This is a genomic window from uncultured Roseobacter sp. (assembly GCF_947488185.1).
Lineage (GTDB): Bacteria > Pseudomonadota > Alphaproteobacteria > Rhodobacterales > Rhodobacteraceae > Roseobacter.
The window spans coordinates 520,896-545,810 of sequence record NZ_CANKYM010000003.1; the positions used below are offsets into that span (position 1 = coordinate 520,896).

At 61.1% G+C, this 24,915-nt stretch carries 27 protein-coding genes and 1 tRNA gene; 17 read left to right on the forward strand and 11 right to left on the reverse strand.

What is annotated here, in order from left to right:
• Positions 1-5: 5 nt before the first annotated feature.
• Positions 6-1,139, reverse strand: a complete 1,134-nt coding sequence (locus Q1A52_RS13710) for a polysaccharide biosynthesis/export family protein (RefSeq protein ID WP_299782589.1) — start codon at positions 1,137-1,139, stop codon at positions 6-8.
• Positions 1,140-1,254: 115 nt separating this feature from the next.
• On the reverse strand, positions 1,255-2,520 hold the full coding sequence (locus Q1A52_RS13715) for a capsule biosynthesis protein (protein WP_367278040.1): 1,266 nt from the start codon (positions 2,518-2,520) through the stop codon (positions 1,255-1,257).
• Between the two features lie 179 nt (positions 2,521-2,699).
• Between Q1A52_RS13715 and Q1A52_RS13720 the strand changes: the two genes are divergently transcribed.
• The 6 genes from Q1A52_RS13720 to Q1A52_RS13745 all read left to right on the forward strand — a co-directional run bounded on the left by Q1A52_RS13720 (position 2,700) and on the right by Q1A52_RS13745 (position 6,833).
• Entirely contained in the window at positions 2,700-3,293 is a 594-nt protein-coding gene (locus tag Q1A52_RS13720) for a riboflavin synthase (RefSeq protein WP_300016296.1), read from the forward strand.
• A gap of 74 nt (positions 3,294-3,367) precedes the next feature.
• A complete protein-coding gene (gene ribB / locus Q1A52_RS13725; protein WP_300017316.1) occupies positions 3,368-4,492 on the forward strand; it encodes a 3,4-dihydroxy-2-butanone-4-phosphate synthase in 1,125 nt (374 codons plus the stop codon).
• 3 nt (positions 4,493-4,495) lie between these two features.
• Positions 4,496-5,047, forward strand: a complete 552-nt coding sequence (locus Q1A52_RS13730; protein ID WP_299782593.1) for a 6,7-dimethyl-8-ribityllumazine synthase — start codon at positions 4,496-4,498, stop codon at positions 5,045-5,047.
• A complete protein-coding gene (nusB, locus tag Q1A52_RS13735; protein ID WP_300016299.1) occupies positions 5,044-5,526 on the forward strand; it encodes a transcription antitermination factor NusB in 483 nt (160 codons plus the stop codon). The genes Q1A52_RS13730 and nusB overlap by 4 nt, the downstream gene beginning before the upstream one ends.
• Before the next feature lie 43 nt (positions 5,527-5,569).
• Entirely contained in the window at positions 5,570-5,878 is a 309-nt protein-coding gene (locus Q1A52_RS13740) for a hypothetical protein (protein ID WP_300016302.1), read from the forward strand.
• A 496-nt stretch (positions 5,879-6,374) separates the two neighbouring features.
• On the forward strand, positions 6,375-6,833 hold the full coding sequence (locus Q1A52_RS13745) for an MmcB family DNA repair protein (RefSeq protein WP_300016305.1): 459 nt from the start codon (positions 6,375-6,377) through the stop codon (positions 6,831-6,833).
• Here the strand turns inward: Q1A52_RS13745 and Q1A52_RS13750 are convergent.
• On the reverse strand, positions 6,830-7,027 hold the full coding sequence (locus Q1A52_RS13750) for a DUF6324 family protein (RefSeq protein ID WP_299826820.1): 198 nt from the start codon (positions 7,025-7,027) through the stop codon (positions 6,830-6,832). The genes Q1A52_RS13745 and Q1A52_RS13750 overlap by 4 nt on opposite strands.
• Positions 7,028-7,108: 81 nt before the next feature.
• Here Q1A52_RS13750 and Q1A52_RS13755 point away from each other — a divergent pair, with 81 nt between their 5' ends.
• Together Q1A52_RS13755 and Q1A52_RS13760 are read left to right on the forward strand one after the other, a co-directional pair.
• The gene (locus Q1A52_RS13755; RefSeq protein ID WP_300016309.1) at positions 7,109-7,591 is read left to right on the forward strand and encodes a GNAT family N-acetyltransferase; all 483 of its coding nucleotides are present in this window, start codon (positions 7,109-7,111) and stop codon (positions 7,589-7,591) included.
• A 43-nt stretch (positions 7,592-7,634) separates the two neighbouring features.
• Positions 7,635-7,711 (forward strand) — tRNA-His (locus tag Q1A52_RS13760).
• Between the two features lie 33 nt (positions 7,712-7,744).
• Here Q1A52_RS13760 and Q1A52_RS13765 read toward each other — a convergent pair.
• Positions 7,745-8,053: a DUF6476 family protein gene (locus Q1A52_RS13765; RefSeq protein WP_300016312.1), complete on the reverse strand. Its 309-nt coding sequence runs from the start codon at positions 8,051-8,053 to the stop codon at positions 7,745-7,747.
• Between Q1A52_RS13765 and Q1A52_RS13770 the strand changes: the two genes are divergently transcribed.
• The 3 genes from Q1A52_RS13770 (at position 8,052) to Q1A52_RS13780 (ending at position 11,264) form a co-directional block, all read left to right on the forward strand.
• Positions 8,052-9,101 carry an RluA family pseudouridine synthase gene (locus tag Q1A52_RS13770; RefSeq protein ID WP_300016315.1) on the forward strand — a complete coding sequence of 350 codons (1,050 nt, stop codon included), beginning with the start codon at positions 8,052-8,054 and terminating at the stop codon, positions 9,099-9,101. The genes Q1A52_RS13765 and Q1A52_RS13770 overlap by 2 nt on opposite strands.
• A 160-nt stretch (positions 9,102-9,261) precedes the next feature.
• Positions 9,262-10,158, forward strand: a complete 897-nt coding sequence (gene rpoH, locus Q1A52_RS13775; RefSeq protein WP_299782610.1) for an RNA polymerase sigma factor RpoH — start codon at positions 9,262-9,264, stop codon at positions 10,156-10,158.
• 128 nt (positions 10,159-10,286) lie between these two features.
• Positions 10,287-11,264 (forward strand): Gfo/Idh/MocA family oxidoreductase, encoded by a 978-nt coding sequence (locus tag Q1A52_RS13780; protein WP_300016318.1) that lies wholly within the window; start codon positions 10,287-10,289, stop codon positions 11,262-11,264.
• Positions 11,265-11,266: 2 nt separating this feature from the next.
• Here the strand turns inward: Q1A52_RS13780 and Q1A52_RS13785 are convergent, their stop codons facing one another.
• The 6 genes from Q1A52_RS13785 to Q1A52_RS13810 form a co-directional block, all read right to left on the reverse strand.
• Positions 11,267-13,087 (reverse strand): M3 family oligoendopeptidase, encoded by a 1,821-nt coding sequence (locus tag Q1A52_RS13785; protein ID WP_300016321.1) that lies wholly within the window; start codon positions 13,085-13,087, stop codon positions 11,267-11,269.
• Positions 13,088-13,156: 69 nt separating this feature from the next.
• On the reverse strand, positions 13,157-14,041 hold the full coding sequence (locus tag Q1A52_RS13790; RefSeq protein ID WP_300016324.1) for an amidohydrolase: 885 nt from the start codon (positions 14,039-14,041) through the stop codon (positions 13,157-13,159).
• On the reverse strand, positions 14,034-15,632 hold the full coding sequence (locus Q1A52_RS13795; protein ID WP_300016327.1) for an ATP-dependent DNA ligase: 1,599 nt from the start codon (positions 15,630-15,632) through the stop codon (positions 14,034-14,036). The genes Q1A52_RS13790 and Q1A52_RS13795 overlap by 8 nt, the downstream gene beginning before the upstream one ends.
• On the reverse strand, positions 15,629-16,642 hold the full coding sequence (locus tag Q1A52_RS13800; protein ID WP_300016330.1) for a ligase-associated DNA damage response exonuclease: 1,014 nt from the start codon (positions 16,640-16,642) through the stop codon (positions 15,629-15,631). Before Q1A52_RS13800 ends, Q1A52_RS13795 begins: the two co-directional genes overlap by 4 nt.
• Before the next feature lie 39 nt (positions 16,643-16,681).
• Positions 16,682-17,629, reverse strand: coding sequence for an alpha/beta fold hydrolase (locus Q1A52_RS13805; protein WP_300016333.1), 948 nt, complete (start codon positions 17,627-17,629; stop codon positions 16,682-16,684).
• Entirely contained in the window at positions 17,629-17,919 is a 291-nt protein-coding gene (locus tag Q1A52_RS13810) for an SCP2 sterol-binding domain-containing protein (RefSeq protein WP_195820687.1), read from the reverse strand. Before Q1A52_RS13810 ends, Q1A52_RS13805 begins: the two co-directional genes overlap by 1 nt.
• Positions 17,920-18,000: 81 nt before the next feature.
• Between Q1A52_RS13810 and Q1A52_RS13815 the strand changes: the two genes are divergently transcribed.
• The 5 genes from Q1A52_RS13815 to Q1A52_RS13835 all read left to right on the forward strand — a co-directional run bounded on the left by Q1A52_RS13815 (position 18,001) and on the right by Q1A52_RS13835 (position 22,984).
• A complete protein-coding gene (locus tag Q1A52_RS13815; RefSeq protein WP_367278041.1) occupies positions 18,001-18,552 on the forward strand; it encodes a tetratricopeptide repeat protein in 552 nt (183 codons plus the stop codon).
• A 25-nt stretch (positions 18,553-18,577) separates the two neighbouring features.
• Complete coding sequence (locus tag Q1A52_RS13820; RefSeq protein ID WP_300016340.1) at positions 18,578-21,409, forward strand: helicase-related protein; 2,832 nt, start codon at positions 18,578-18,580, stop codon at positions 21,407-21,409.
• A complete protein-coding gene (locus Q1A52_RS13825) occupies positions 21,410-21,787 on the forward strand; it encodes an RNA-binding S4 domain-containing protein (RefSeq protein ID WP_300016343.1) in 378 nt (125 codons plus the stop codon). It abuts the gene before it with no gap.
• A gap of 51 nt (positions 21,788-21,838) precedes the next feature.
• A complete protein-coding gene (fdxA, locus tag Q1A52_RS13830) occupies positions 21,839-22,177 on the forward strand; it encodes a ferredoxin FdxA (RefSeq protein ID WP_195820683.1) in 339 nt (112 codons plus the stop codon).
• 294 nt (positions 22,178-22,471) lie between these two features.
• Positions 22,472-22,984: a CarD family transcriptional regulator gene (locus tag Q1A52_RS13835; RefSeq protein ID WP_195820682.1), complete on the forward strand. Its 513-nt coding sequence runs from the start codon at positions 22,472-22,474 to the stop codon at positions 22,982-22,984.
• Between the two features lie 51 nt (positions 22,985-23,035).
• Here the strand turns inward: Q1A52_RS13835 and cobS are convergent, their stop codons facing one another.
• The gene (gene cobS / locus Q1A52_RS13840) at positions 23,036-23,797 is read right to left on the reverse strand and encodes an adenosylcobinamide-GDP ribazoletransferase (RefSeq protein ID WP_300016346.1); all 762 of its coding nucleotides are present in this window, start codon (positions 23,795-23,797) and stop codon (positions 23,036-23,038) included.
• An 81-nt stretch (positions 23,798-23,878) separates the two neighbouring features.
• Here cobS and cobT point away from each other — a divergent pair, with 81 nt between their 5' ends.
• Entirely contained in the window at positions 23,879-24,892 is a 1,014-nt protein-coding gene (cobT, locus tag Q1A52_RS13845) for a nicotinate-nucleotide--dimethylbenzimidazole phosphoribosyltransferase (RefSeq protein WP_300016349.1), read from the forward strand.
• Positions 24,893-24,915: the final 23 nt, after the last annotated feature.

Sequence of the window (24,915 nt, forward strand, 5' to 3'; positions counted from 1 at the left end):
AGGCGTCAGTTGGCCAATTGGTCGATGGAGGCGGCAGGTCCGACAAGCGAGCCGAAGACAGCGGAGACAGCCTTGTTCCATTGTGCCAGCGGTGCTTCGGTAACATAGAGCGTGTCGCCGTCGCGGATGACGAAATCGCGGGCCACGAACATGCCATTGGGTTCCGTGAGGTCCAGCAGGTAGATCATGCGCTGCGCGCCGATGAGATCGTCACGCCCCAATACCTGTGCTGCCACTTCAGGCGGCTCATTGCGGAAAACAAAAACGCCGGTGGCATCCGACGTTGAAGATACCAGCCCGCCCACCTGCGCTATGGCCTCCAGAGCCGAGAGATTCTGGGACTGAAACGGGACGCGGGCTTGTGCCCCCGTGGCCCCCAGCGCGGTAAACGACCGAGTATCTTCCTCGACCAGAATTCGGTCGCCGCCGCGCAGAGCGATATCCAACTCGGGATGATTGTAGAGATCCTGGAACCAGATGCGGCTGCGTTCGTGACCGCGGATGACCGTGATCTGCGCAATTTCCGGTTCAATTGTCACGCCGCCTGCCCGGGCCAGCATGGTGGAGAGGGTTCGTGTCGGGCGTTCGATGGCGTAAACGCCCTGACCGCCAACGGCCCCGGTCAATGACACGGTTGAGCCATCACCCGCCTGACGGCGTACTTCGACCTGCGGATCGGGCGTCTGTTCTTCAAGCTTTTCGGTGATGATGCGGCGAATGGCCTCCGGCGAGTTTCCGGCAGCGCGGATGCGACCCGCATAGGGTACAAAGATAAACCCGTCGCCATCGACCTGCACACTTTCCAGCAGGGTGGCGTTGCTTGTCTCTGCCGCCAGCAGGCCGTCGTCAACGTTTTCCCAGATCGTCAGCCCCAAAATGTCTCCGGGCTGGATCGTATCCGAGCCGATGCGCGCAGAGTTTTTGAAGCTTTCGGAAAACCCGAGAGCGGGCACAATGGCGATCGCGCGGGTCACGCGATCATTCACCGCGACGACAAATGCGTCCCCCTCTTTCTGAACCGAGCCCTGGTAAATCTGGCGTTTGTTGGGGCCGACGTTCGGCAACCCGCACGACGCCAAGACGGCCAAAGCCGTCACAAGAGCGATGGGGCGCGCCCACCGAATACCGGAAGTTTTCACTGCTCGGTCTCCTCGACCTATTCGAATTCTGCCTCAAATCGCCGGTTTTTCCCGACGTATTTGGAGACAGCCTATCGTATATTTTTTAAAAATCCAGCATTTGAACGGGTTTGGGTCATGTCACCACCCGCAACTGTTGCTCATGCGCCTCGGTCGGGAGGTCGTTTATCTGGTAAGGATCCCGCCCGGACAGCATCAGATCAACCACCCCACGCAGCAATTGGACACGTCCTCGACTTGCGTAGAAGCTCCCCGGTAACTGGCTGGTCTGCAACAGAAAGCTTCTGAATTCTCTGTAGGCTTCCAGATCTGGACGTGCCGGATCAGCAAAGAATTCTGCAAGAGGTTGGTTCGAGACCAATTCTGGTTTGTCATACACGGCGTCGCCAAATGCTTTCAGCGGGATGCCTCGCCAGAGCGCTTGCTGACCTGAGGTTGAATTTACGGTCACCGCGCTGCAGGCCTCGTCCAGAATGCCCGCCAGTTTGCCACCGCGCAGGTAATGCACCCGGTCAGAAATACCGTGTTCGCGCGCCAGTCGCATTATATCGCGGCGCAGGGGCACCCGCCCGTCTTCCAGCGGATGAGCCTTGAACACGAGGTGATGATGCACCGGGGCGCCGGCTGCAAACTGTGAGATCACAAGGCGCAGGAAATCTGACTGGGTGTCAAATGGGGCATGCATCTGAAAGGCGGAATCGTGTTCCAATTGCAGTAATGTCAGATGGTATGGGAACCGGCCACTTTGGAGACGAAAGGTTGCAAAGCGTCGCTCAAGCGCCTGGAAAGGCATCAGCAAAAGACGTCTGATGTAGAGCCTGAATTCCTGTCCTACATGCAAGGAGCGGTGCGGGCGAAAGCGCGCATAGCGCTGGTTCCAGAACATTACAAACCAGTGGTAGAGCGCCCCGTAGAACACATGCTGCCGCATGTCCCCCCAGTGACTTGGCGGGACAGGTGGGTCAAAACTGCCCCGCGCCTGCGCATCCCGCATCGCACCGAGCGGCATGTCCATCAAGGGGGAATGCCCGTTGGCGCCGCCAATCTCGTAACTGACCCAATATGGTCGCAGATAGCCTTCTTCAAAGACATGCACGCGGATGTTGCTGGCCTTGGCGACAATCGCGGCCTGGGCATGCATCCATCGCGTATCACCATAGAGCACAATGTCGGTCACACCCTTGTCTTGCAACAGCTCGGCGATAAAGCCGGTCCACTCCTCCTGTGCCGCACGAAAAGGGATATAGCTGCGTTTTTGTGGCCAAAAAACGCTGTCACCAGTGTTAAAGCCCACACGCCAGACCATCGCGCCTGCCTTTTGCAACTGACGCCCGAGCTGGAAAAAGAATGGGCCGTGCGGGCCTTGCAAGAATAAAAACACGCGCTCGGTATTTTGCACGTTGGGGGCTGCAGCCAGGGATTTGCTCACAATCGCAGTTCACTCTTTGCTGTCACCCCGCTGTTCTTATGGCATTTTATGGTCGATGCGGCAAGCGCGGGGTCTTGTCAGTGCGGGCCTGCGCGGCTAACTCACTGAGTACACCCGCCCAGAGAGGTCTCATGTTCACAGGCATCATCACCGACATCGGCAAGATCAGCGCAGTCACCCAGGAGGGTGACCTTCGCGTACGTATCCAGACCGGCTATGACACCGCTGGCATTGACATGGGGGCCTCCATTGCCTCTGACGGTGTCTGTCTGACGGTCGTGGATCTGGGCCCCGACTGGTACGAGGTGCAGGTGAGTGCTGAAACGGTGGGCAAAACCAATCTGAGCACTTGGGTTGCGGGCAAACGCGTCAATCTGGAACGGGCTTTGCGGGTCGGGGACGAGCTTGGCGGTCATATCGTCTCAGGGCATGTCGATGGGGTTGCCGAGGTCATTTCAGTGGCTGAAGAAGGGGATAGTACCCGTGTCGTTCTGCGTGCGCCGCCTGAACTTACGCGGTTCATCGCCCCTAAGGGATCGGTTGCGTTGAATGGCACCTCGCTGACCGTGAACGAGGTGTCGGGCTGCGATTTCGGCATCAACTTCATCCCTCATACGAAAGTCGCGACAACATGGGGCGATGTGGCTGTCGGAGATGCGGTCAACCTCGAGATCGATACGTTGGCCCGTTACGTCGCGCGCCTTGGAGAAATGCACAGCACCTGAGCGCAGCGCGCGTCTGGTCAAGGTGCGGGCGCTGCGATATGAGCCAGCCAAGTGAAACGAAAGGCACGCGCGCCATGAGCTTTGAAACACCCGGACCGGTTGAGACAGACCTGCGGGCCAGCATCGCACCCATCGAAGAGATCATCGAAGACGCGCGGCAGGGACGCATGTTCATCCTGGTCGATCACGAGGATCGCGAAAACGAGGGTGATCTGGTGATCCCGGCGCAATTTGCCGACGCCGATGCGATCAACTTCATGGCGACCCATGGGCGCGGGCTGATCTGCATGCCGCTCACGGCAGATCGCGTCGAGACGCTGGGTCTGCCGATGATGGCGGTGAACAACTCCTCTCGTCACGAGACGGCTTTCACCGTCTCCATCGAGGCGCGCGAGGGTGTCAGTACGGGCATTTCGGCGGCGGATCGGGCGTTGACCGTGGCCGTGGCCATCAATGAGGACATGGGGCAGGCAGATATCGCCACGCCCGGTCACGTGTTTCCGCTGCGCGCGCGGCAGGGCGGTGTGCTGGTGCGCGCCGGGCATACCGAAGCCGCCGTGGACATCAGCCGCCTTGCGGGGCTGCACCCCTCGGGCGTGATTTGCGAGATCATGAAGCCCGATGGTGACATGGCCCGTCTGCCGGATCTGGTGGATTTCGCTGCTGAACACGAGTTGAAAATCGGCACCATCAGCGATCTGATCGCCTACCGCCATAAGCACGACAATCTGCTGCGCCAGCGCGACGCGCGCACCGTCACCTCCGCCTATGGCGGGGACTGGGATATGCGTATTTTCTCCGACGAGATTACTGGTACAGATCATGTTATCTTGTCGAAAGGCGATATCAGCGCCGATGCCCCGGTGCTGGTCCGGACCCATGCGCTCAACGCGCTCGAAGATGTGCTGGGGCTGGGGCCAAGCCCGGCCGACGAACTGCCCCGCGCGATGGAGATCATCGCCGAAGAGGGGCGGGGTGCCGTGCTGCTTTTCCGGGAGCCGCATCCCAAGCTGCGTCTGGACGGGGATGAAGACGATGGCCCGCGCACGATCAAACGCACCGGTGTCGGGGCGCAGATCATGTCAACGCTGGGCCTGAGCGAGCTGATCCTGCTGACCGACAGTCCGCAGACAAAATACCTCGGGCTTGAGGCCTATAACCTGACCATCGTGGGCACGCGCCCGATTACCAAGGAGTGATCCATGGCTGTGAATGAAGAGCACTATGTCTTGCCACGCCCGGAGTTCGACAAGCCGGTGAAAATCCTGATCGTCGTGGCGCCCTATTACAAGGATATCGCCGATAATCTGGTGGCCGGGGCCAAAGCCGAGATCGAAGCGGCAGGTGCCACCTGGGAACTGGTCGAAATGCCCGGCGCGCTGGAAGTGCCGACGGCCATCGGCATCTCCGACCGGCGCAGCAACTTCGATGGTTACGTGGCGCTTGGCTGCGTGATCCGGGGCGAGACCACGCATTACGAAACCGTCTGCAATGACAGCAGCCGGGCCTTGCAATTGCTGGGCCTGCAGGGGCTTTGCATCGGCAATGGTATCCTGACGGTGGAGACCCGGGCGCAGGCAGAGGTGCGCGCCGATGTGCAGGGCCAGAACAAAGGCGGCGGGGCGGCGGCGGCGGCCTTGCATCTGGTGGCAATGGCCCGTAAATGGGCCACCCAATCCAAAGGCATCGGGTTCAAGCCAGCAGGGCAGGACACGCTGATCGCCGGTTCAAGTGACGGATCCAAAACCGCATGACATCGTTGCATGGCAACCTCTCCGGCAACCAGCGCCGGAAAATGAAATCCGCCGCCCGGCTTTACGCCGTGCAGGCGCTGTTCCAGATGGAGCATTCCGCGCAGACCGTCGAAGCGGTGCGGGCGGAATTCCTCGACCATCGTTTTGGCGCGACCTATGACGGCGACGAGATGCAGGATGGCGACATCGAGCTTTTCGCGGCCGTTCTTGAAGACGCGGTGAACTCCCAGGCGCCGATTGACCAGATGACGGATCGGGCGCTGGTGGCGAAATGGCCCATCGCGCGGATCGACCCGACGCTGCGGGCACTTTTCCGGGCAGCAGGGGCAGAGTTGCAACGCAAGGACGCGCCTCCCAAAGTTGTGATTACCGAATATGTCGACGTGGCGCGCGCCTTTTTCCCTGACGGCAAGGAACCGAAATTCGTGAATGCGGTGCTGGATCACATGGCCCGCGAAGCGCAACCGGAAGCCTTTTGAATTCGCGCGTGACGGCGCTATGATCAGGGCAAAGGAGAAATCCATGCCGCGAGTCGTCAGATTATACGTGAAAAGCGCGTTGACCGGATTTGCGGCGGCGGGCGCCTTTGTTTTCCTTGTTTTATGGCTGAACGTCGCCAATCTGTGGCATCTTGTGTCCGGCTCGGACGTGGCCGTCATGGCCGTTGCCGTCTTCTGGGTGCTTAACGGCATTGTGTTTTCCGGCGTGCAATTTGCCTGGGCGATCACTGCGATGGCGGACAAACCCGATTCGGGCGATGATGGTGGTTTCGGTCCCCGGCAGGGGGTGCCCGTGCTGGTTGCAGAGACGGTGCGTAAAGAGTCCTGTTAGCGCTATTTCGCGTCATTTGCCTCTGGACATTTCGGCATCAAGTGCCATCTTCTAAGACAAAGGAGACTGGCAATGTTCAATTTCATCCTTCGTTTGATCCGCAGTGCGTTCGCGCAGCCGCAGCGCGAGGAATTGCTGATCCCTGTCCGTGTCGAAGAAAAGCGGGCGCTGCACAAGCGTCGCTGATCCGCCATCGGATTTCTGTCTGAGCGATGAATTGTCCTGCGGGTCTGTGTGACGGGCCCGCTGCAGCCGTTTGGTTTTTTATTCCCGAGGACCTGTATGTACAGGTGGGCGCCAGGTAACTTGGCCAGGGCCAGGACAGAGCCAGCTCCCTCGGATTTGCTTAAGGCCACTGGAACGTAACCAGTCACGCGAAGAGCAGAACCCGTCACCTGTCTCACTTAGGCCGCCACCCACCGGGTAACAAGGGGCAATACCAACAGAGCGCAGGAATATCCTTGCGCGATGTTCCCGATATGTTCATATTTGATGCATGGCGCATGATGATCTGCAGAGTTTCCAACCCGGCCAGCTTCTGGCCCGTGGGGCGGCGCGGCTTCTGGCGAGCTACGGGTTCGCGAGCGTTGAAGAGCTTGTGCCCGCCCGCGGATTGCGGGTCGATCTGATGGGGTTGGGTCCGAAAGGCGAGATCTGGGTGATCGAATGCAAATCGAGCCGGGCCGACTATCAGTCAGACAGCAAGTGGCAGGGCTACCTGGAATGGTGCGATCGGTTCTTCTGGGCCGTGGATGACAGCTTCCCGACGGAACTGCTGCCACTGGAAACCGGTCTGATCATCGCGGATGCCTATGGCGCGGAAGTCATCCGCATGGGGCCTGAAGACAAGCTGGCGGCTGCGCGCCGGAAATCGATGGTTCAGAAACTCGCGACCACGGCTGCGCGCCGTTTGCAAGGGTTGCGTGACCCTGACATAGGGCTGGACTGGGGTTAGCGTTTGCCGCCGCGCATGTTCCGCGCCCGATTGGCGGCGGCGGTGATCTCATCGGCGATTTCATCAGCATCATCGGGCGAGAAATCCATCGGAATTTCAAGGCCCTGCGATTCGACATAGATCCGGACCATGCCCTTGTCGGTGGGCCCGATCTGCAAATTGGCCTCAATCTCGCGTTCGGTGTCGATGCCCATGTGATTTCTCCTGAGTGAAGTGGGTGCATCGCTAGCCTGAGCGGGGTTGAAAGGCAAGACGACTTGGGTTTTGGTGCGGACATGGATAGCGTGACCATCAGACAGTTTACCGCCGATGACCGAGACTGGCTCGTGGATCAGCACGGTCGTCTCTATGCTAAGACCGAAGGGTTTGACGACAGCTTTGGTATTCTGGTGGGCGATATCCTGGACGCCTTCATCGCCGAACACGATCCAGAACTGGAACGCGGGTGGATTGCAGAGGAAGACGGCGCACGCCTCGGCTCGATTTTCTGCGTTCGACTGTCCGAAACGACGTCCAAACTGCGGCTGTTCCTGCTCGTCCCGCAAGCGCGGGGGAAGGGCCTGGGCAAACGGCTGTTGGAGACCTGCATGGGCTTTGCAAAGGACCGTGGCTATCAGGGCATGCAACTCTGGACCCATGAAAGCCACAAGGCGGCCTGCGCGCTCTACAAGGCCCATGGCTGGCAGTTGGAGAGCACCAAACCGGTGCATTCCTTTGGCCAGGATCTGGTCGAACAGAGCTGGAGCTATCGCTTCTAACCCTCTTGCAATCTGTAAATGGGGCCGTTAAATCCAACCCAGTGCCGCCTTAGCTCAGTTGGTTAGAGCGCCTGATTGTGGATCAGGAGGTCCCCCGTTCAAGCCGGGGAGGTGGTACCACCCTCCCTCCGGCCACTTGAAGCTGCAATCAAGCTATTGAACGGAAATCGTTTTTTCGAGCTGACCCGTGACGCGGTCAAAGATCAGAATCTCGTCGTTATCCGTCACCACGGCGTACCAATCGGGTCCTTGGGTAAAGGAAATAGCCCGCGCGCCGCCGGGCAAGGTGATCTCGGTCGGCAGATCGGGCGCGGGATCATTGAAACGCATGACAATCAGGAAGATGATCAGTAGAACACCGCCAATCATCGTCGCGGTCAGCACTGTCACCAACCGCCGCAGAAACCTCAGGTTGGCGGGTTCTTGACCCTCGTCTTCCGGCCTTATTTCAGGACTATCCATGCCGCTCCGCCAAATCCGCTTTTCCATCGACGAAACACCGCCGTCGCGCCTTGATAAGGCGCTTGCGCGCGATGTGCCAGTGGAGGCGGCCTTGTCGCGCACCCGTATCGGGCGCCTGATCGCAGAAGGGGCGGTGCGGGTAGACGGTACCGTGGCGCAGGACCCCAAGGCCCGGATCGAAGCGGGAGCAGAGGTGATCATTGACGTGGAAGAGGCGCAGGACAGCCATATCCTGCCCGAAGATATCCCGCTGGACGTGGTATTCGAGGACGACGATCTGATCGTGATCAACAAACCGGCGGGCATGGTGGTGCACCCTGCGCCGGGCACGCCGTCGGGCACGCTGGTCAATGCTCTGCTGGCGCATTGCGGGTCCGATCTGTCCGGTGTCGGCGGGTTGAAGCGCCCTGGTATCGTGCACCGGATCGACAAGGACACATCGGGCCTGCTGGTGGTAGCGAAATCGGATGCGGCCCATCACGGTTTGGCCGCGCAGTTCGAGGCGCATTCGGTGGAACGCTACTATCAGGCGCTTGTTTACGGCGTGCCCGATGCGAATGACCCACGGTTACGCGGCGTGAAAGGGGCCAGTTTTGAGCCTGGCAATATCTTGAAGCTGACCACCCAGCTGGCGCGCCATCGCACCGACCGGCAGCGGCAGGCGGTGCTGTTTCACGGAGGGCGTCACGCGGTGACGCGGGCGCGCACGGTGGAGCGGTTTGGCCAGCCGCCGGTTCTGGCCTTGATGGAATGCTGGTTGGAAACGGGCCGAACGCATCAGATCAGGGTGCATCTGGCCCATGCCGGGCACGGTTTGGTGGGCGATCCCACCTATGGCGGCAAGCGTAAACTTGCTGCGAAGGCGATGAGCGAACCGGCGGCCGAAGCGATCAAGAATTTCCCGCGCCAGGCGCTGCACGCGGCTGTTTTGGGGTTCATACACCCTATTTCCGGCGAAAATGCGCGGTTCGAGGCACCTTTGCCGCAGGATATGAGCGATTTGATCGACGTAGCGCGCGGTTCTGACACAAACAGCAAGCCTGCGTGAGCGCACTGATACGTGAAGTGTTAACGCTGGCGCTTTGTGTCAGTCTTTCGTTAATCCGACGGTTGTATCGTTTCCGTTAACATTTTCGGGTCTGACAACTTGAACTGATCAGTTCAGACCCTATCTAGCATGTTAAGCCCGTAAACATTGGGAGGCTTCTATGGCAAATTATGCAAATCTACCGGCGCCAACGCCAGAAGGCGGGTTGAACCGCTATATGCAGGAAATTCGCAAGTTTCCGCTGTTGGAACCCGAAGAGGAATACATGCTCGCCAAGGCATGGGTTGAGAAGGAAGACACCGCTGCGGCGCATAAGATGGTGACATCTCACCTGCGTCTCGCGGCCAAGATCGCCATGGGCTATCGCGGCTATGGCCTGCCGCAGGCTGAGGTGATTTCGGAGGCCAACGTGGGCCTGATGCAGGCTGTGAAGCGGTTTGACCCGGAAAAAGGGTTCCGCCTTGCGACCTACGCCATGTGGTGGATTCGTGCCTCTATCCAGGAATATATCCTGCGCAGCTGGAGCCTGGTGAAGCTTGGGACAACATCCGGCCAGAAAAAGCTCTTCTTTAACCTGCGCAAGGCAAAAAACCGCATTGGCGCGCTGGAAGAGGGCGATCTGCGTCCTGAAAACGTGACCCGCATCGCCACCGATCTGGGTGTGACAGAGGCCGAAGTGGTCTCAATGAACCGGCGCATGTCGGGCGGTGACGCATCCTTGAATGCCACCGTCGGGTCTGAAACCGAAGGTGCGATGCAGTGGCAGGATTGGCTCGAAGATGAAGATGCCGACCAGGCTGGCGATTACGAGGCGCGCAACGAGCTCGAAGCGCGTCGCGAGCTGCTGGGCGAGGCCATGAGCGTTCTCAATGATCGCGAGAAGGACATTCTCACGCAACGTCGCCTGTCCGACAAGACGGTCACTCTTGAAGATCTCAGCGCTGAGTACGACGTCAGCCGCGAACGGATTCGGCAGATCGAAGTGCGCGCATTCGAAAAGCTTCAGAAGAAAATGCGCGACCTTGCTAAGGAAAAGGGAATGATGGCCAGCGCCTGATCCTACACCTCATAACACTTTCTCGAATCCCCGCAGCCTGACGGTTGCGGGGGTTTCTTTTTTGAAAAGACGCCTACCCTCTGTCCGCTTGTTTGCACTAATCTGCGTTGAAACAGGGAGATATGGGCATGACATCACTACGCTGGGGCATTCTGGGCGCATCCAATTTTGCAGCAAACTTCATGGGGCCCGCCATCCATGCCGCCAGAGGTTCGCAACTGATGGCGCTGGCCACGTCGGCTCCGGCTAAGGTGGCCCCTTTCGATGCCCTTGCACCGGGGCTCAGGGTGCATGACAGCTATGATGCGTTGCTGGCGGATGAACAGGTGGATGCCGTCTATATCCCGCTGCCCAACCACTTGCATGTCGACTGGAGCCTGAAAGCGCTGGCGGCTGGCAAACATGTGCTTTGTGAAAAGCCGATGACCCTGCAGGCGGATCAGTTCGACGGGCTGATTGCGGCGCGCGATGCCTCCGGGCTGCTGGCCGCCGAGGCGTTCATGATCGTGCATCATCCGCAATTCGTGCGGGCCAAAGAATTGATCGCGGAGGGAGCGATCGGGCAACTCCGCCACGTGGACGCGGTATTCTCCTATTTCAACGCGGATCAGGGCAACATCCGCAATCAGGCGGCGGCGGGGGGCGGCGGGTTGCCGGACATTGGCGTCTACACCTTCGGGTCGGTGCGGTATGTTACCGGGCAGGAACCGCTTTCGGTGCCCTTCGCGCATATCGACTACGAAAACGGTGTCGATACCTTTGTGCAGATGGCTGCGAAATTCCCCGATTTCACCTATTCCGCGGTGGTCTCCATGCGTCTCTTCAACCGGCAGGAGATCGTGTTTCACGGCGATCAGGGCGTTTTGCGCGTGACCTGCCCATTCAATGCAGGCGTCTTCGATCAGGCGGAGTTATGTCTGGAGTCCAAAGTCCACACCCGCGTGATCGAGAGGTTCCCCGGTGTAAACCATTACGTCCTGCAGGTGGAAGCCTTCGGCGAATCGGTCCGCGAGGGCGTGCCCTATGCGTGCCCGCTGGAATTCAGCAAGGGCACGCAGGCCATGATGGATATGGTTTTCGAGGCGGGTGGCAGGCCGGAGGGCTGAGATCAGTCCTCCATCGCCTCCAATTCGTCGATGAAGCCCGAGATCATGCTGAGCCCCTTGTCCCAGAACGCAGGGTCAGACGCATCAAGCCCAAATGGCGCAAGCAATTCCTTGTGGTGTTTGGAACCACCCGCTTTCAACATGTCGAAATACTTGTCTTCAAAACCCGCGTCGCCTTCGGCGTAAACCGCATAAAGTGCATTCACCAGCCCGTCGCCAAAGGCATAGGCGTAGACATAGAAGGGCGAATGCACGAAATGCGGGATATAGGCCCAGAAGGTCTCGTAGCCGTCCATGAATTCAAAGGCAGGCCCAAGGCTTTCGGCCTGGACGCTCATCCACAGCGCGTTGATGTCATCAGGCGTCAACTCACCCCCCCGGCGCGCGGCGTGCAGTTTGCATTCGAAATCATAGAACGCGATCTGCCGCACGACCGTGTTGATCATGTCCTCGACCTTGCCGGCCAGCAGCACCTTGCGCTGTGCCTGCGTCTCGGCCCGGTCGAGCATTTTGCGGAAGGTGAGCATTTCGCCAAAGACGCTCGCGGTTTCGGCCAGTGTCAGCGGGGTGGAGGACAGCATTTCGCCCTGTTCTGCCGCCAGCACCTGATGCACGCCGTGGCCCAGCTCATGTGCCAGCGTCATCACATCACGGGGTTTGCCCAGATAGTTCAGCATCACGTAGGGGTGCACGTTGGTGACGGTTGGATGTGCAAAGGCGCCCGGGGCCTTGCCCGGCTTCACGCCAGCGTCGATCCAGCCTTTGCTGAAAAAGGGCGCTGCAATCTCGCCCATGCGCGGATCAAAGGCGTTGTAGGCGTCCATGACCGTGTTCTCGGCTTCGGCCCAGTTGACGATCCGGGTGTCTTCCATCGGCAGCGGCGCATTGCGGTCCCAGACCTGCATCTTGTCGAGGCCCAGCCACTTGCGCTTGAGCTCGTAATACCGGTGGCTGAGCTTGGGGTAGGCGTCGACCACGGCGTTGCGCAGCGCTTCGACCACTTCGGGCTCTACCTGATTGCTGAGATGACGACCCAGCTGCGCCGTCTCCATCCCGCGCCAGCGGTCGACGATTTCCTTTTCCTTGGCTTGCGTATTGTGCACCCGCGCGAAGGTCTTGATGTTGTCGGAAAACACCTCGGCAAGCACCCGCGCCGCCGCCTCGCGCTTGCCACGCACCGGATCGGTCAGCAGGTTCAGCGTGCCTTCGATGTTGAGCGTCTCGCCCTCCACCTCGAATTCCAGCCCCGCGATGGTCTCATCGAAAAGCCGCTCCCAGGCATCGCCGACGACGCCAAGATCGTGCAGGAACTTCTCCAACTCGTCGCTCAGCTGATAGGGCTTCATCGCCCGGATGCGGTCAAAGACCGGCTTGTAGCGCGCCAGATCGGCGTTCTGGGCGTAAAGACCCTCCAGATGATCATCCGGCTGGCGGTTGATCTCCAACGTGAAAAACACCAGCGGCGTGGTGAAGTTGGTGATCTTCTCCTGCAGGTCGGACATGAATTTGGCCCGGCCCGCATCGGTGGTCAGCTGGTAGTAGCGCAGACCGGCAAAGGACATGATGCGCCCGGCGATCTGGTTGATCTTTTCGTTCCGCAACACGCAGTCCAGAAATCCCGGGGCATCCAGCTCGCCCAGCTTGCCTTCGTAGTCGGATGCAAAGCTCGCGCAGGCCTGTTCCAGCCAGTCCAGATCACGCTTGAGTTCGGTGGCGTCTTCCCCGGTGTAGAGGTCATCGAGATTCCACTCAGGCAAATCGCCCAGAGGGGCGCCGGTACCGGCAGTATTCGCATCGCGCAGGGGAAAGGGGAGTTGAAACATCAAGGACCTCATCAGTGTTTCGCTATACCTATGTCGGGCAGGGCGGCGGGACAAGCGGGGCCGCTGCCTTCATGCAGTGTCGAACCCAAAAAGACGCGCCGGGTTGTCCACGAGGATGCGCTGCCGGGTCTGTTCATCGGGAACCACGCGATCAAAGGCGTTCAGAAGGTCTGCAGCCTGCGGCATCTGCGCATCCGCCAGCATCAGATGCGGCCAATCAGAGCCCCAAAGACAACGCTCCGGGTTGGCCGCGATCAACGCGGCCACCAGCGGGTCCGCCTGTGTGTAAGGGGCAGGGCACAGGCGATACAACGCCGAAAGCTTCACCCAGGCCTTCCCGTCGGCCAGCAGGCGGCAGAGCGCCTGAAAACCAGCGGAGTCTGGCGTCAACGCATCCTTGGGCCAGCCGATATGATCAAAGACGACATCGGTCTTCAGGGCGCGCGCATCGTCGGCAATCTCAGCCATATGCTGATCCGCGTGGCAGAGCATCTGGATGTGCAGGCCGCGTTCGGCCAAGGCTGGGGCCATGGTTTTGGCACCCTCCCAGCTCAGGACACCGCCGTGCACGTAGTTGAGCCGCACGGCGGCCATGTTCCATTTCACAAAATCATCCATCTGCCGGTCGGAGGTACCATCGGCGAGCAGCCCGACACCCTTGAAACCGGGCCCCATGCGCCGAACCGCTTCGACGGTGACGCTGTTGTCCGTACCGTAGAGAATGGAATGCACGATCACGCCACGCGAAAATCCAAGCGTATTCAGCTGGGTGCGGAACATCTCCAGCCAGCCGTCGAGATCCGGGCCGGGGGCGGGGTTCTCCGCCCGACCGTCCCACAAGGGGAATTCTTCCCGATTGGCAACCAGATGCACATGCGCGTCGCAGGCCCCATCGGGCGCACGTTTCAGGGGCGCCTGTGGGGGCGGTGGCAGAATGGCGTCCGGCTTATCCATAAATCCTCAGCATGTCGTTCAAGTCGTCCAGCGTGTTGGCTTCCTGCAGCGGTTTATCCCGCCGCCAGCGCGACATACGCGGAAACCGCAGGGCAACGCCAGACTTGTGGCGCGGGCTGGCCTGAATGCCTTCAAAGGCGATCTCGAACACATGATGCGGCGTCACCTGCCGCACCGGACCAAAGCGTTGCAGCGTGTTCTTGCGCACCCATTTCGTGATCTCGCGGAACTCCGCATCCGTCAGGCCGGAATAGGCCTTGGTGAAGGGCACCAGATCATTGCCGTTCCAGACCGCGAAGGTGAAATCGGTGAAGAGATTGGCGCGCCGCCCGTGGCCCGCCTGGGCATAGATCATCACCGCGTCGATGGTCAGCGGGTCGAGCTTCCACTTCCACCAGTCGCCCTTCTTGCGGCCCACCAGATAGGGGCTGTCGGCACGTTTGAGCATCAGCCCTTCGGCGTTTTCGTCACGTGCGACGGATCGGACCTCCGCGAGGTCCTCCCAACTGTCGAAATCAAGCTGGGGAGAGAGCCGCACCGGCGCTTCGGCGGGCAGATCGGCGCAGGCACGTTCCAGCACGGCGCGGCGCTCGGCAAAGGGGGTCTCGCGCATGTCGGCCCCTTCCCATTCGAGCAGGTCATAGGCGTGCAGAACGACGGGCGCTTCGGCCAGCAGCTTTTTCGGCACCGTCTTGCGCCCGATCCTGCGCTGAAGCGCGTTAAAGCTCGCAGGGCTTTCTGTCTGCGGATGCCAGACCAGCAGTTCCCCATCAAGCACCGTGCCCGGGGGCAGGAAATCCACCGCGCGCGCCAGTTCCGGAAACCGGTCAGTCATCAACTCCTCGCCCCGCGACCAGACAAAGTGCTGCCCGTCCCGCAGGATCAGCTGGCCGCGAATGCCGTCCCATTTCCACTCTGCGCGCCAATCCTGGGGCGCGCCAAGGGCGTCGGGGCCGTCTTCCAGCGCATAGGCGAGATAGAACGGGTAGGGGCGCGAGGCATCGGCAGAGGCGTCTTCGGCCTCGATCAGCGCATCCCATGTGGTGTCGTCAGGGTGCCAGTTGCCCATCAGGCGGTGCGCCAGTTCCGCCTCCGATTTGCCGGTGGCGCGGGACAGCGCGCGGGTCATCAGTTTCTGGCTGACCCCCATGCGAAACCCGCCGGTGATCAGCTTGTTGAAAACAAAGCGTTCCGTCCCGCCAAGCTGCGCCCAAGCCTGAAGAACCGCGGCCTTCCGGTCCTCTTCCTCGACACTGGCCAGCGCGCGCAAGGCGTTGATCCAATGCGACAGGCTTTCGTCTGAAGACGTTTCATTCGGGGGCAGCACCAGCGCGATGGTTTCGGCCAGATCGCCGACAATTGGGTAGCTCTCCTCAAAGAGCCAGGGCGGAATGCGCGCCTCTTCCGCCGCCCATTCGCGCAGCTTGGTGGTGGTCACCGCCCGTTTCGGTCTGCGCCCGGAGAACAGCGCTATGGTCCACATCCGGTCCATATCAGGCGCTTCGGCAAAGTAATCCGCCAGAGCAGAAACTTTTACGGTGGTTTTGGTGCTTTGATCGATGGCGTTGAAGAGGGCGGCAAAGCGCTTCATTCCTTGCCCTCCGTGTCCAGCGTCTCTCCTTCGAACTCGGTGGGCACAACCTGCGCTTTCCAGCCGTTTTCCACCAGATACCGAGTGAAGATATCCGTATACCCATGCGTCACATAGATGTTTTCTGCGCCGGTTTCCCTGATCGTGTCGAGCAGTCCCTGCCAGTCTGCATGATCGGAGATGACAAAACCCCGATCCCCCGCGCGCCTGCGCCGGACCCCGCGCAACTGCATCCAGCCGCTGGCAAAGGCGTTTTCCTGCGCACCGAATTTCCGGGCCCAGGCGCTGCCCAGTGCGGAGGGCGGCGCCAGCACCAGAGCGCCCGGATAGGCTTTGGGGTCGATCTCAGCCGTCGCATGTACGGTGTCCGGCAGGTCAATCCCCTGCGCCCGCAGCACCTTGTTGGTGGCTTCCACGGCGCCATGGGTCAGGATCGGGCCGATATCCGCATGCAGCATGGTCAACAATCGCTGTGCCTTGCCCAGAGCGTAAGCCCCCAGAAACGCGGTCTTGCCCGCTGCTGCGCAGGCCACCCACCAGTCGTTGATCTCCCGCGCGATCTGGGCCTGAGGCTGCCAGCGAAAGACCGGCAGCCCGAAGGTCGATTCCGTGATGAAGTGGTGGCAGCTCTGCGGCTCGAACGGCTCTGACAGCCCATCGTCTTCGGTCTTGTAATCCCCTGAGGCCACCCAGATTTCCCCGGCGACCTCTACCCGGATTTGCGCGGAGCCGGGCACATGGCCTGCAGGGTGGAAAGAGACCTGCGCATCGCCGATGGAGACCACTTCGCCATAGGGCATGCCCTGCGCGTTGATTTCGCCAAGACGGTGACGCATGACCGGCAGGGCTGCGTTCGTCGCAAGGTACCTTTGGTGGCCACTGCGGGCGTGATCCGCGTGACCATGGGTGATCAGGGCACGCTCCACCGGACGCCAGGGATCAATGTAGAAATCACCGGCAGCGCAGTAGATGCCATGGTCTGTAAATGTGAGGGAGGGGGAAGAACTCATGTCAGCCAATCTAGACGGCTGGCAGCTTTTGCCCAGACCCTAGCCGTGGCCGCCGCTGAGAAAAAGCTCAGCCATGCGATCAAAGAGCGGATCAGCCACTGCCGCGCTTTCCATCAGCACCTCATGCTCGCCGTCCGGCACCAGTTCGAGCGTGCCGCGTTTCCACGCATCCATGCGGCGGTGTACGGCGCTGATATCGACAATGCGTTCGTTGGTGCCCAGAAAGGTGACACAAGGCAGGTTGGGTGACGGGCGGCTGGCCAGATGCCGCGTTTCTAGCAAGGCCTCGCGCAGCCAGACGAAGCTGGGCCCGCCCAGAGCCAGTTCGGGGTGCGCTTCGAGTTGCTTTCGCATCATTTCGAACTGCTCCGGGTCACGCGTGAGCAGATTGTCCTGAAACCCGTCGGTCAGGACATGGTGTTCGATCGTGGTACCTGGGGGCAGGCGGTGGCCCTGTCCGACGCGCGGCATCACATGGCTGAGCGTCCAGGCCACCGGTCGCAAATGCGGCGCAATGCGAATGCCCCACATCGGGCCAGTGAAGGCCGTGGCCTGCACCGACAACCCCTCCATCGCCGCGCGCAGGCCGATGGCACCCCCCATGGAGTGGGCCAGCAGGAAAAACGGGCGTGGCATCTCCAGCGTCCGCGCTGCCCGGACCAAGGCATTCACGTCTTTCTGGTAGTCGCTGAAATGCTCGACATGGCCCATCAACGGATTGTCGAGCAGTCGGTCTGCCAGACCCTGGCCCCGCCAGTCAATGGCCATGCTGGCAAAACCACGCCGAGCCAGTGCGGCCGCACAACCATCATATTTTTCAATGAATTCGGTGCGTCCGGGAAAGATCAGCACCGTGCCTTTTGCCTCCGATTTCGACCATTGGCCGATCCGCACACGCAGATCGTCAGACGTCTGCGCCCAATGCGCAGCCCCGCCTTTCTCTCCAAAAGCGATGTCGCTGAGAAAAGGGGCGGGGCTGAGGCTCATCAGGCCAGCGCAGAGGCGAGTTGCATGGCCATGCCCATGTCGCCGTCCACGCTGAGCTTACCGGTCATGAAGGCGCTTGTGGGGTTCGTATCGCCGTCCAGAATGGATTTAAACGTTTCGGCATCCGCGCTCAGTGTCACGTCTGCGGCCTCGTCGCCCGCGCGCGCGCCGGAGCTGTCCATCATCACACAGCCTTCGCCCGCGATGTCAAATTTTGCCGTGCCGCCAAAATCCGATCCTGCCAGTTTTTCGTTCAGCGCCGCCACGGCTTCGGTCACAATATCGCTCATCTTCACGCCCTTTTGGGTTCACGGCATCTTTGGGCACTGGAATTGCCCTGCATGCCTGTTACAATCAAGTGTGTTATGGCCATGAAACTCTATTTCCTCAAACGTGTCGTTACGGCATTTGTCATCGCGCTCGTTTTTGTCGCGCCAGCGCAAGCTCAGCAAAGCGAAGAGGCTTTATTGCAACAGTTGCGCGAGGCGCCCGAATCAGAGGCGTCGCGGTTGGACCGTGAATTGTCCCTGATCTGGGACAGGTCGGGGTCCGCGTCGATGGACCTTTTGCTCAAACGTGGTCGGGACGCGTTGGAGCAGGAGGAGACGGAAAAGGCCATCAATCACCTGACAGCGCTGACCGACCATGCGCCGGATTTTGCCGAAGGCTGGCATGCGCGTGCGACCGCCTTCTATCAGGCCGGGCTCTATGGCCCCGCGCTGGATGATCTGGAGCGGGCGCTGGCGTTAAATCCCAACAATTACAATGCGATCTTCGGGCTTGGCGTGATGTTGCAGGAGTTCGGCGACCATGACCGGGCCGCCGCGGCCTTTGAACGTGTTCTGGCCTTGCATCCCAACCATGAGAACGCGAAAACGGCGATGGAGCAGCTCAAGCGGCGCGGCATCGGTCGGACCCTCTGAGCAGCAACAAACGAAGGACAGCGCCGTGACAGGTGACACGCGGGTCGTGGCCGTTCTGGGCCCGACCAACACAGGCAAGACCACCTATGCCATCGAACGCATGCTGGGCCACCGCACAGGGGTGATCGGCCTGCCGCTGCGGCTTTTGGCGCGCGAGGTCTACGACCGGGTGGTGGCCGCGCGTGGCCCTTCCGTGGTGGCCCTGGTGACGGGTGAGGAGCGGATCGTGCCGCCGCGCACGCAATACTGGATCTGCACGGTCGAGGCGATGCCGGACGGGATCGGCTGCGATTTTCTGGCCGTCGATGAAATCCAGCTCTGCGCCGACCCGGAGCGTGGCCATGTGTTCACCGACCGGTTGCTGCGCGCGCGAGGGCTGCACGAGACGCTGTTTCTGGGCGCCGACACCATGCGCGGCCCGATCCGCGCGTTGGTGCCGCAGGCGCAATTCGTTCAGCGCGAGCGCATGTCCGAATTGACCTATGTTGGTCCGAAAAAGATAAGCCGGATGAAGCCGCGCAGCGCCATCGTCGGGTTTTCGGTTGAGAATGTATATGCCATCGCCGAACTCATTCGGCGTCAGAAGGGCGGTGCGGCGGTGGTCATGGGGGCGCTCAGCCCGCGTACGCGCAATGCGCAGGTCGACATGTACCAGAACGGTGAGGTGGACTATCTGGTGGCCACGGACGCCATCGGCATGGGGCTGAACCTTGACGTGGACCATGTGGCGTTTTCGGCGCTGTCGAAATTCGACGGGCGGCGGATGCGGCCCCTGGCCCCGAACGAGCTGGCCCAGATCGCGGGGCGTGCCGGGCGGGGTATGAAAAACGGTACCTTCGGGGTCACGGGCGATGCTTCTCCGCTGGACGAAGGGGTGGCCGAGGCGATCACGTCGCATCGGTTCACACCGTTGAAAAAGCTCAACTGGCGCAATCATGCACTGCGATTCGGCACCATCGACGGTCTGATCGCCAGCCTTGAAGCCCCGCCGAATGGCGAGGTGCTGGTCAAAGCCCGTGAAGCGGACGATTTGGGTGCGCTCAAGGTGCTGGCACAGGACGCCGAAGTGGCGGCGCGGTGCACCGACGGGCCCTCCGTCAGGCTGTTGTGGGACGTGTGCCGCATTCCCGATTTTCGCGGCATTAGCCACGCCGAGCACACGGGCCTTCTGGAGGCGATTTTCAACCATTTGCACGAGCGTGGCAACTTACCCGACGACTGGCTGGCGCAGCGTATAAACAGAATTGATCGAACCGATGGCGACATTGATGCGTTATCCAAGAGATTGGCGTTTATCCGCACGTGGACATATGTCGCGCAGCGCAAAGGCTGGACGATTGATGAAAGTCATTGGCGGGAGCAAACGCGTTCTGTAGAAGACCGATTGTCGGATGCGCTGCACGAGCGTCTGACGCAAAGATTCGTAGACCGGCGCACATCCGTGCTCTTGCGCCGGCTCGGCCAGAAGGAAGCCATGGTGGCAGAAGTATCGAATACCGGCGAAGTAACCGTCGAAGGTGAGTTTGTGGGGCGGTTGGAAGGTTTCCGCTTTTCACAGGACAAGGGTGCCGGTGGCGCCGAGGCGAAGACGATCAAATCGGCGGCGCTGCAGGCGCTTGGGCCGCAATTCCATCTGCGCGCGGATCGGTTCTACAATGCGCCCGACACGGAAATCGATTTCACCGAGCAGGGGGGGCTTATCTGGGGCAAGGACGCCGTCGGCAAACTGGTGGCCGGTGCCGATGCGCTGAAGCCGCAGGTCGAGGTGTTCGTGGATGATGTGGCAGGCCCCGAGGTTGCGCAAAAGGTGCAGCGCCGGTTGCAGCATTTCATCGACCGCAAGATCGCAGCCCTGTTCGAGCCGCTCTTGAACCTCAGCCGGGACGAGGAACTCGCCGGTCTGGCGCGCGGGTTCGCCTTCCAGATGGTGGAGGCCTTGGGTGTGCTGCCGCGGGCCACCGTGGCCGACGATGTAAAGGCACTAGATCAGGATGCGCGCGGCGCGCTGCGCAAGCATGGCATCCGGTTTGGTCAGTTCACGATCTTCATGCCGCTTCTGCTGAAACCCGCGCCGACGCGCTTGCGGCTGGTGCTGTGGTCTTTGATGCAGGGCGTGCAGGATTTCCCCGAAGCCCCGCCCCCCGGTCTGGTGACCATTCCTGCGGACAAGACGGCCCCGGCGGGTGCAGACACGATGTCCGGCTACCGTAACGCGGGGGAACGCGCGATCCGCATCGACATGCTGGAGCGGCTCGCGGATATGCTGCGCGGCGAGAATTCGCGCGCCGGGTTCGAAGCCAACGCTGACATGCTCTCCATCACAGGGATGACGCTCGAGCAATTTGCCGATCTCATGCAGGGTCTTGGATACAAGGCCGACAAAGGCGAGCGGACCAAGGTGAAACCGGTCGATGCCGTGGTGACACCAAGCGAGCCCGCACCAGCGGAAGGCGACACACCGGTTATGGATCAGGCGGAGGCCGCCGAGGCTCCTGCCATCCCAACGCCGGAGACACCTGACAGCGAAACGCCTGTTCCGGTGACACCTGCCGAAGAGACGCCCCTTGGGGAAGCCCCGGATGCGGAAGAGGCAGGCCCGGAGCTTGAAACCTTCTACACGTTCACCTGGGGTCGCCCGCCGCGCAACGCCGGGGCGTCCAACCGCCGTCAGGGCGGGGATCGCCCGCAAGGCAAGGGTAAGGGCAAACCGGGGGGCAAAGGCAAACGCGGCGGCCCCCGTGGAGACAAGGACAAGGGCGCGCAGAAATTCTCCGCCCGGCCGCCCAAGCCGGAGAAGAAGATCGACCCGGACAACCCCTTTGCCGCCGCCCTCATGGGGCTGAAGGACACCAAGTGATTGGCTGAAAAACTCCGCCTCGACAAATGGCTCTGGCATGCGCGGTTCTTCAAAACCCGCTCGCTGGCGGCCACGCGGGTGGCTGCGGGGGATGTGCGCGTCAATGGAGTGCGTACGGAGAAACGCAGCCAGATGGTGGGCCCCGAGGATGTGCTGACCTTTGCGCAGGGCGATCACGTTCGGGTGATCCGCATCCTGGCCATAGGCGTGCGGCGCGGTCCGGCCCCCGAAGCGCAGACGCTTTATACCGATTTGTCCCCGCCGGAGCCCAGATCAAAGGAAACCACCCCGGAAAACCCGGCCTTTGAGGGAAAAGGTCGCCCGACAAAGCGGGATCGCCGCATCCTTGATCTTTCTAAGGCGCGCTCCCTTGAATGATCGGGTTGGCTCATTTAGCTACCCTTCAGAGACTGGGGAAAAGAGGGTCCGATGACCTATATCGTGAACGACAGCTGCATTGCCTGCAAATACACCGACTGCGTCGAAGTGTGTCCGGTGGATTGCTTTTACGAGGGTGAGAACATGCTGGTCATTCACCCCGATGAATGCATTGATTGTGGCGTCTGCGAGCCTGAGTGCCCCGCGGACGCGATCCGCCCGGATACCGAGCCGGATACGGAGAAATGGGTTGAGTTCAATCGCAAGTATTCCGAGATGTGGCCGGTCATCATCACCAAGAAGGACCCGCTCCCCGATGCTGAAGAGCGCGATGGTGAGACCGGGAAGCTCGAAAAGTACTTCTCCGAGAAGCCCGGCGAGGGCGGATGAGGCAAATTTCGCGCTGATTCGAAGCAATTCGCGCCGGTATTTCCTCTTTAATCGCTTCGTTTCGCGGTGTTTTCCTTGAATTGACGTAGGGTCCGCTTTTTTGCGGCCCGTTTTTGTGTTATATTGTCGTCACAAAGCAATAACGGATATGCTCATCGCCTTGCGACCTGATCGGTGGCTGGCACTGGAAAATCGATAGCCACACACTCGAACGCGCGGCCTCACGGTCAACGCTCAGTGTGTTTTTGACTGTCAAAATCCTGCGGGCCACTGCCGTTTTCTAAGGAACACTGAATGACCAAATCGAAGAAACTTGATTTCCGCCCGAACGAATTCGTCGTCTACCCCGCGCACGGCGTGGGTCAAATTCTGTCGATCGAGGAACAGGAAGTGGCCGGGATTTCGCTGGAGCTTTTTGTGATCTCCTTCGAGAAGGACAAGATGACGCTGCGGGTGCCGACGCATAAGGCCACGGAAATCGGGATGCGGGCGCTGAGCTCGCCGGACGTGATCACCCATGCGATGAAGACGCTGAAAGGGAAAGCCAAGGTCAAGCGGGCCATGTGGTCGCGCCGGGCGCAGGAATATGAGCAGAAGATCAATTCCGGTGACTTGATTGCGATTGCCGAAGTGGTGCGCGACCTGCACCGCACCGATGATCAGCGCGAGCAGAGCTATTCGGAGCGTCAGCTTTATGAGGCCGCATTGGAGCGTCTGACGCGGGAAGTGGCTGCTGTGAGCGGTGGCGATGAGCTGGCCGCTGCCAAGCAGGTGGGCGACGTATTAGAAAGCCGCGTTGCGGCCTGATCCCCCTATTGCTCTTGAAAAAACCGCGTGTCCGCCGGGCGCGCGGTTTTTCTATGTCAGCAGCAGCACGAAAACTGCCAGAATGCCAACCTCGGCCAGTTGCTGCGTCGCGCCGAGGACATCGCCGGTCTGTCCGCCGATCTTCCGGTGTGCGAGCCAGCCCAACGCGCCGGTGACAGCCAGCGCGACCAGCAGGCCGCCGATGGCCGCGCCTCCGACGCATAGCCCGGCTAGCAAGAGCGCTGTGCCCAATCCCAGAACCGCCGTCGGCGCATCCGGACGCCCCACGCTCTGCGACAGGCCAGCCTCCCGTGCATGAGGCAGGGCGGCCATCATGCAGGGCATCATCGCGCGTGAGAGGGTCGCGGCCGCAACCACCGACCAGAGGCCCAGGGGCAGGAGAGCCGCATAGGCAGACCACCTCAGCCCGGTTACGATCAGCAGGGCCAGGATGCCATAGGTGCCGGTCTGGCTGTCCTTCATGATCTCAAGCCGCCGCGCTCGGTCGAACCCGCCCCAGAAACCGTCCGCCGTGTCGCCAAGCCCATCCTCGTGCATGGAACCGGTCAGCAGCATCAGAACGGCGAGAAGACCGCCTGCCGCAAAAACGGCTGGCAGCCCCATCGCCAGCAGAATGCTGGCTGCAATCCCGGCAAGACCCCCGATCACCGCCCCCACAACCGGATAGGCCCAGCAGGCATGTGCCGCGCGCTCGAATGCGGTGTCCGGCACATGCGGCAAGGGCAGTCGGCTCAGCAAAGACCCTGCGAGCAGAAGATCGGTCAGCCAGAAAGGGATTTTGTCGGTTTTCATAGGGTGCCGTGTCGTTCGAGGCTTGTGGGGACGTGTTCATTGGGTAATCAGGTGCGCAGGATGTTGCAACCGAGGGACCCCATGACAGCAGCTTTTTCGGACATGGCCGGTTTCCGGTCCCTTCTGGCCGCACAGCCGGGCAACGACACAGAAGCCATGGCCGCCGCCACCGCGCGAAACGGTCAGTTGACCAAACCGCCCGCCGCGCTCGGGCGTCTGGAGGATCTTGCGATCTGGTATGCGGGCTGGCGCGGCACCGCGCGCCCGGTGGTCGAGAAACCTCAGATCATTGTCTTCGCCGGAAACCACGGGGTTGCGGCGCAGGGGGTGTCGGCCTTCCCGCCGGAAGTGACCGCGCAGATGGTGCTGAACTTCCAGCACGGCGGTGCGGCGATCAACCAGCTGGCGCGCACCTTTGGCGCACAGCTTGACGTGCATGCGCTTGCGCTCGACAGGCCGACCGCGGATTTCACGCAAACCGCCGCGATAAGCGAGGCGGACCTGGTCGAGGCCCTGCAGACAGGCTGGACAGCGGTGGATGAAGGCGCAGACGTTTTGGTCACCGGCGAGATGGGCATCGGCAATACCACTTCTGCAGCGGCGCTGGCGGCGGCTCTTTTCGGGGGCACTGCGTCCGACTGGACCGGGCGCGGCACAGGCGTGGATGATGCGGGGTTGGAGACCAAGACCCGCGTGGTGGCCGAAGGCGTTGCGCTGCACGGCGGCCAGGGTGATGGTCTGGAGACCCTGCGCCGTTTGGGCGGGCGCGAGGTGGCGGCCATGGCAGGCGCGATTGCGCGGGCGCGGAGCCTGCGTATCCCGGTCCTGCTGGACGGCTTCATTTGTTGTGCCGCCGCCGCCTGTCTGGAAAAGACCGTGGCCGGATCGCTGGATCATTGCGTTGCCAGCCATCTCAGTGCCGAGGGCGCGCATCAAAGGATGCTGGACGCCCTGGGTAAATCACCGCTGTTGTCGCTTGGCCTGCGCTTGGGCGAAGCCTCGGGCGCGGCGCTTTCCATCGGTGTGTTGAAAGGCGCCGTTGCCTGCTTAAGCGGCATGGCGACTTTCGCAGAAGCCGGTGTCACCGACGCCTGATCCTTGAGCGCCGTGAAAACTGC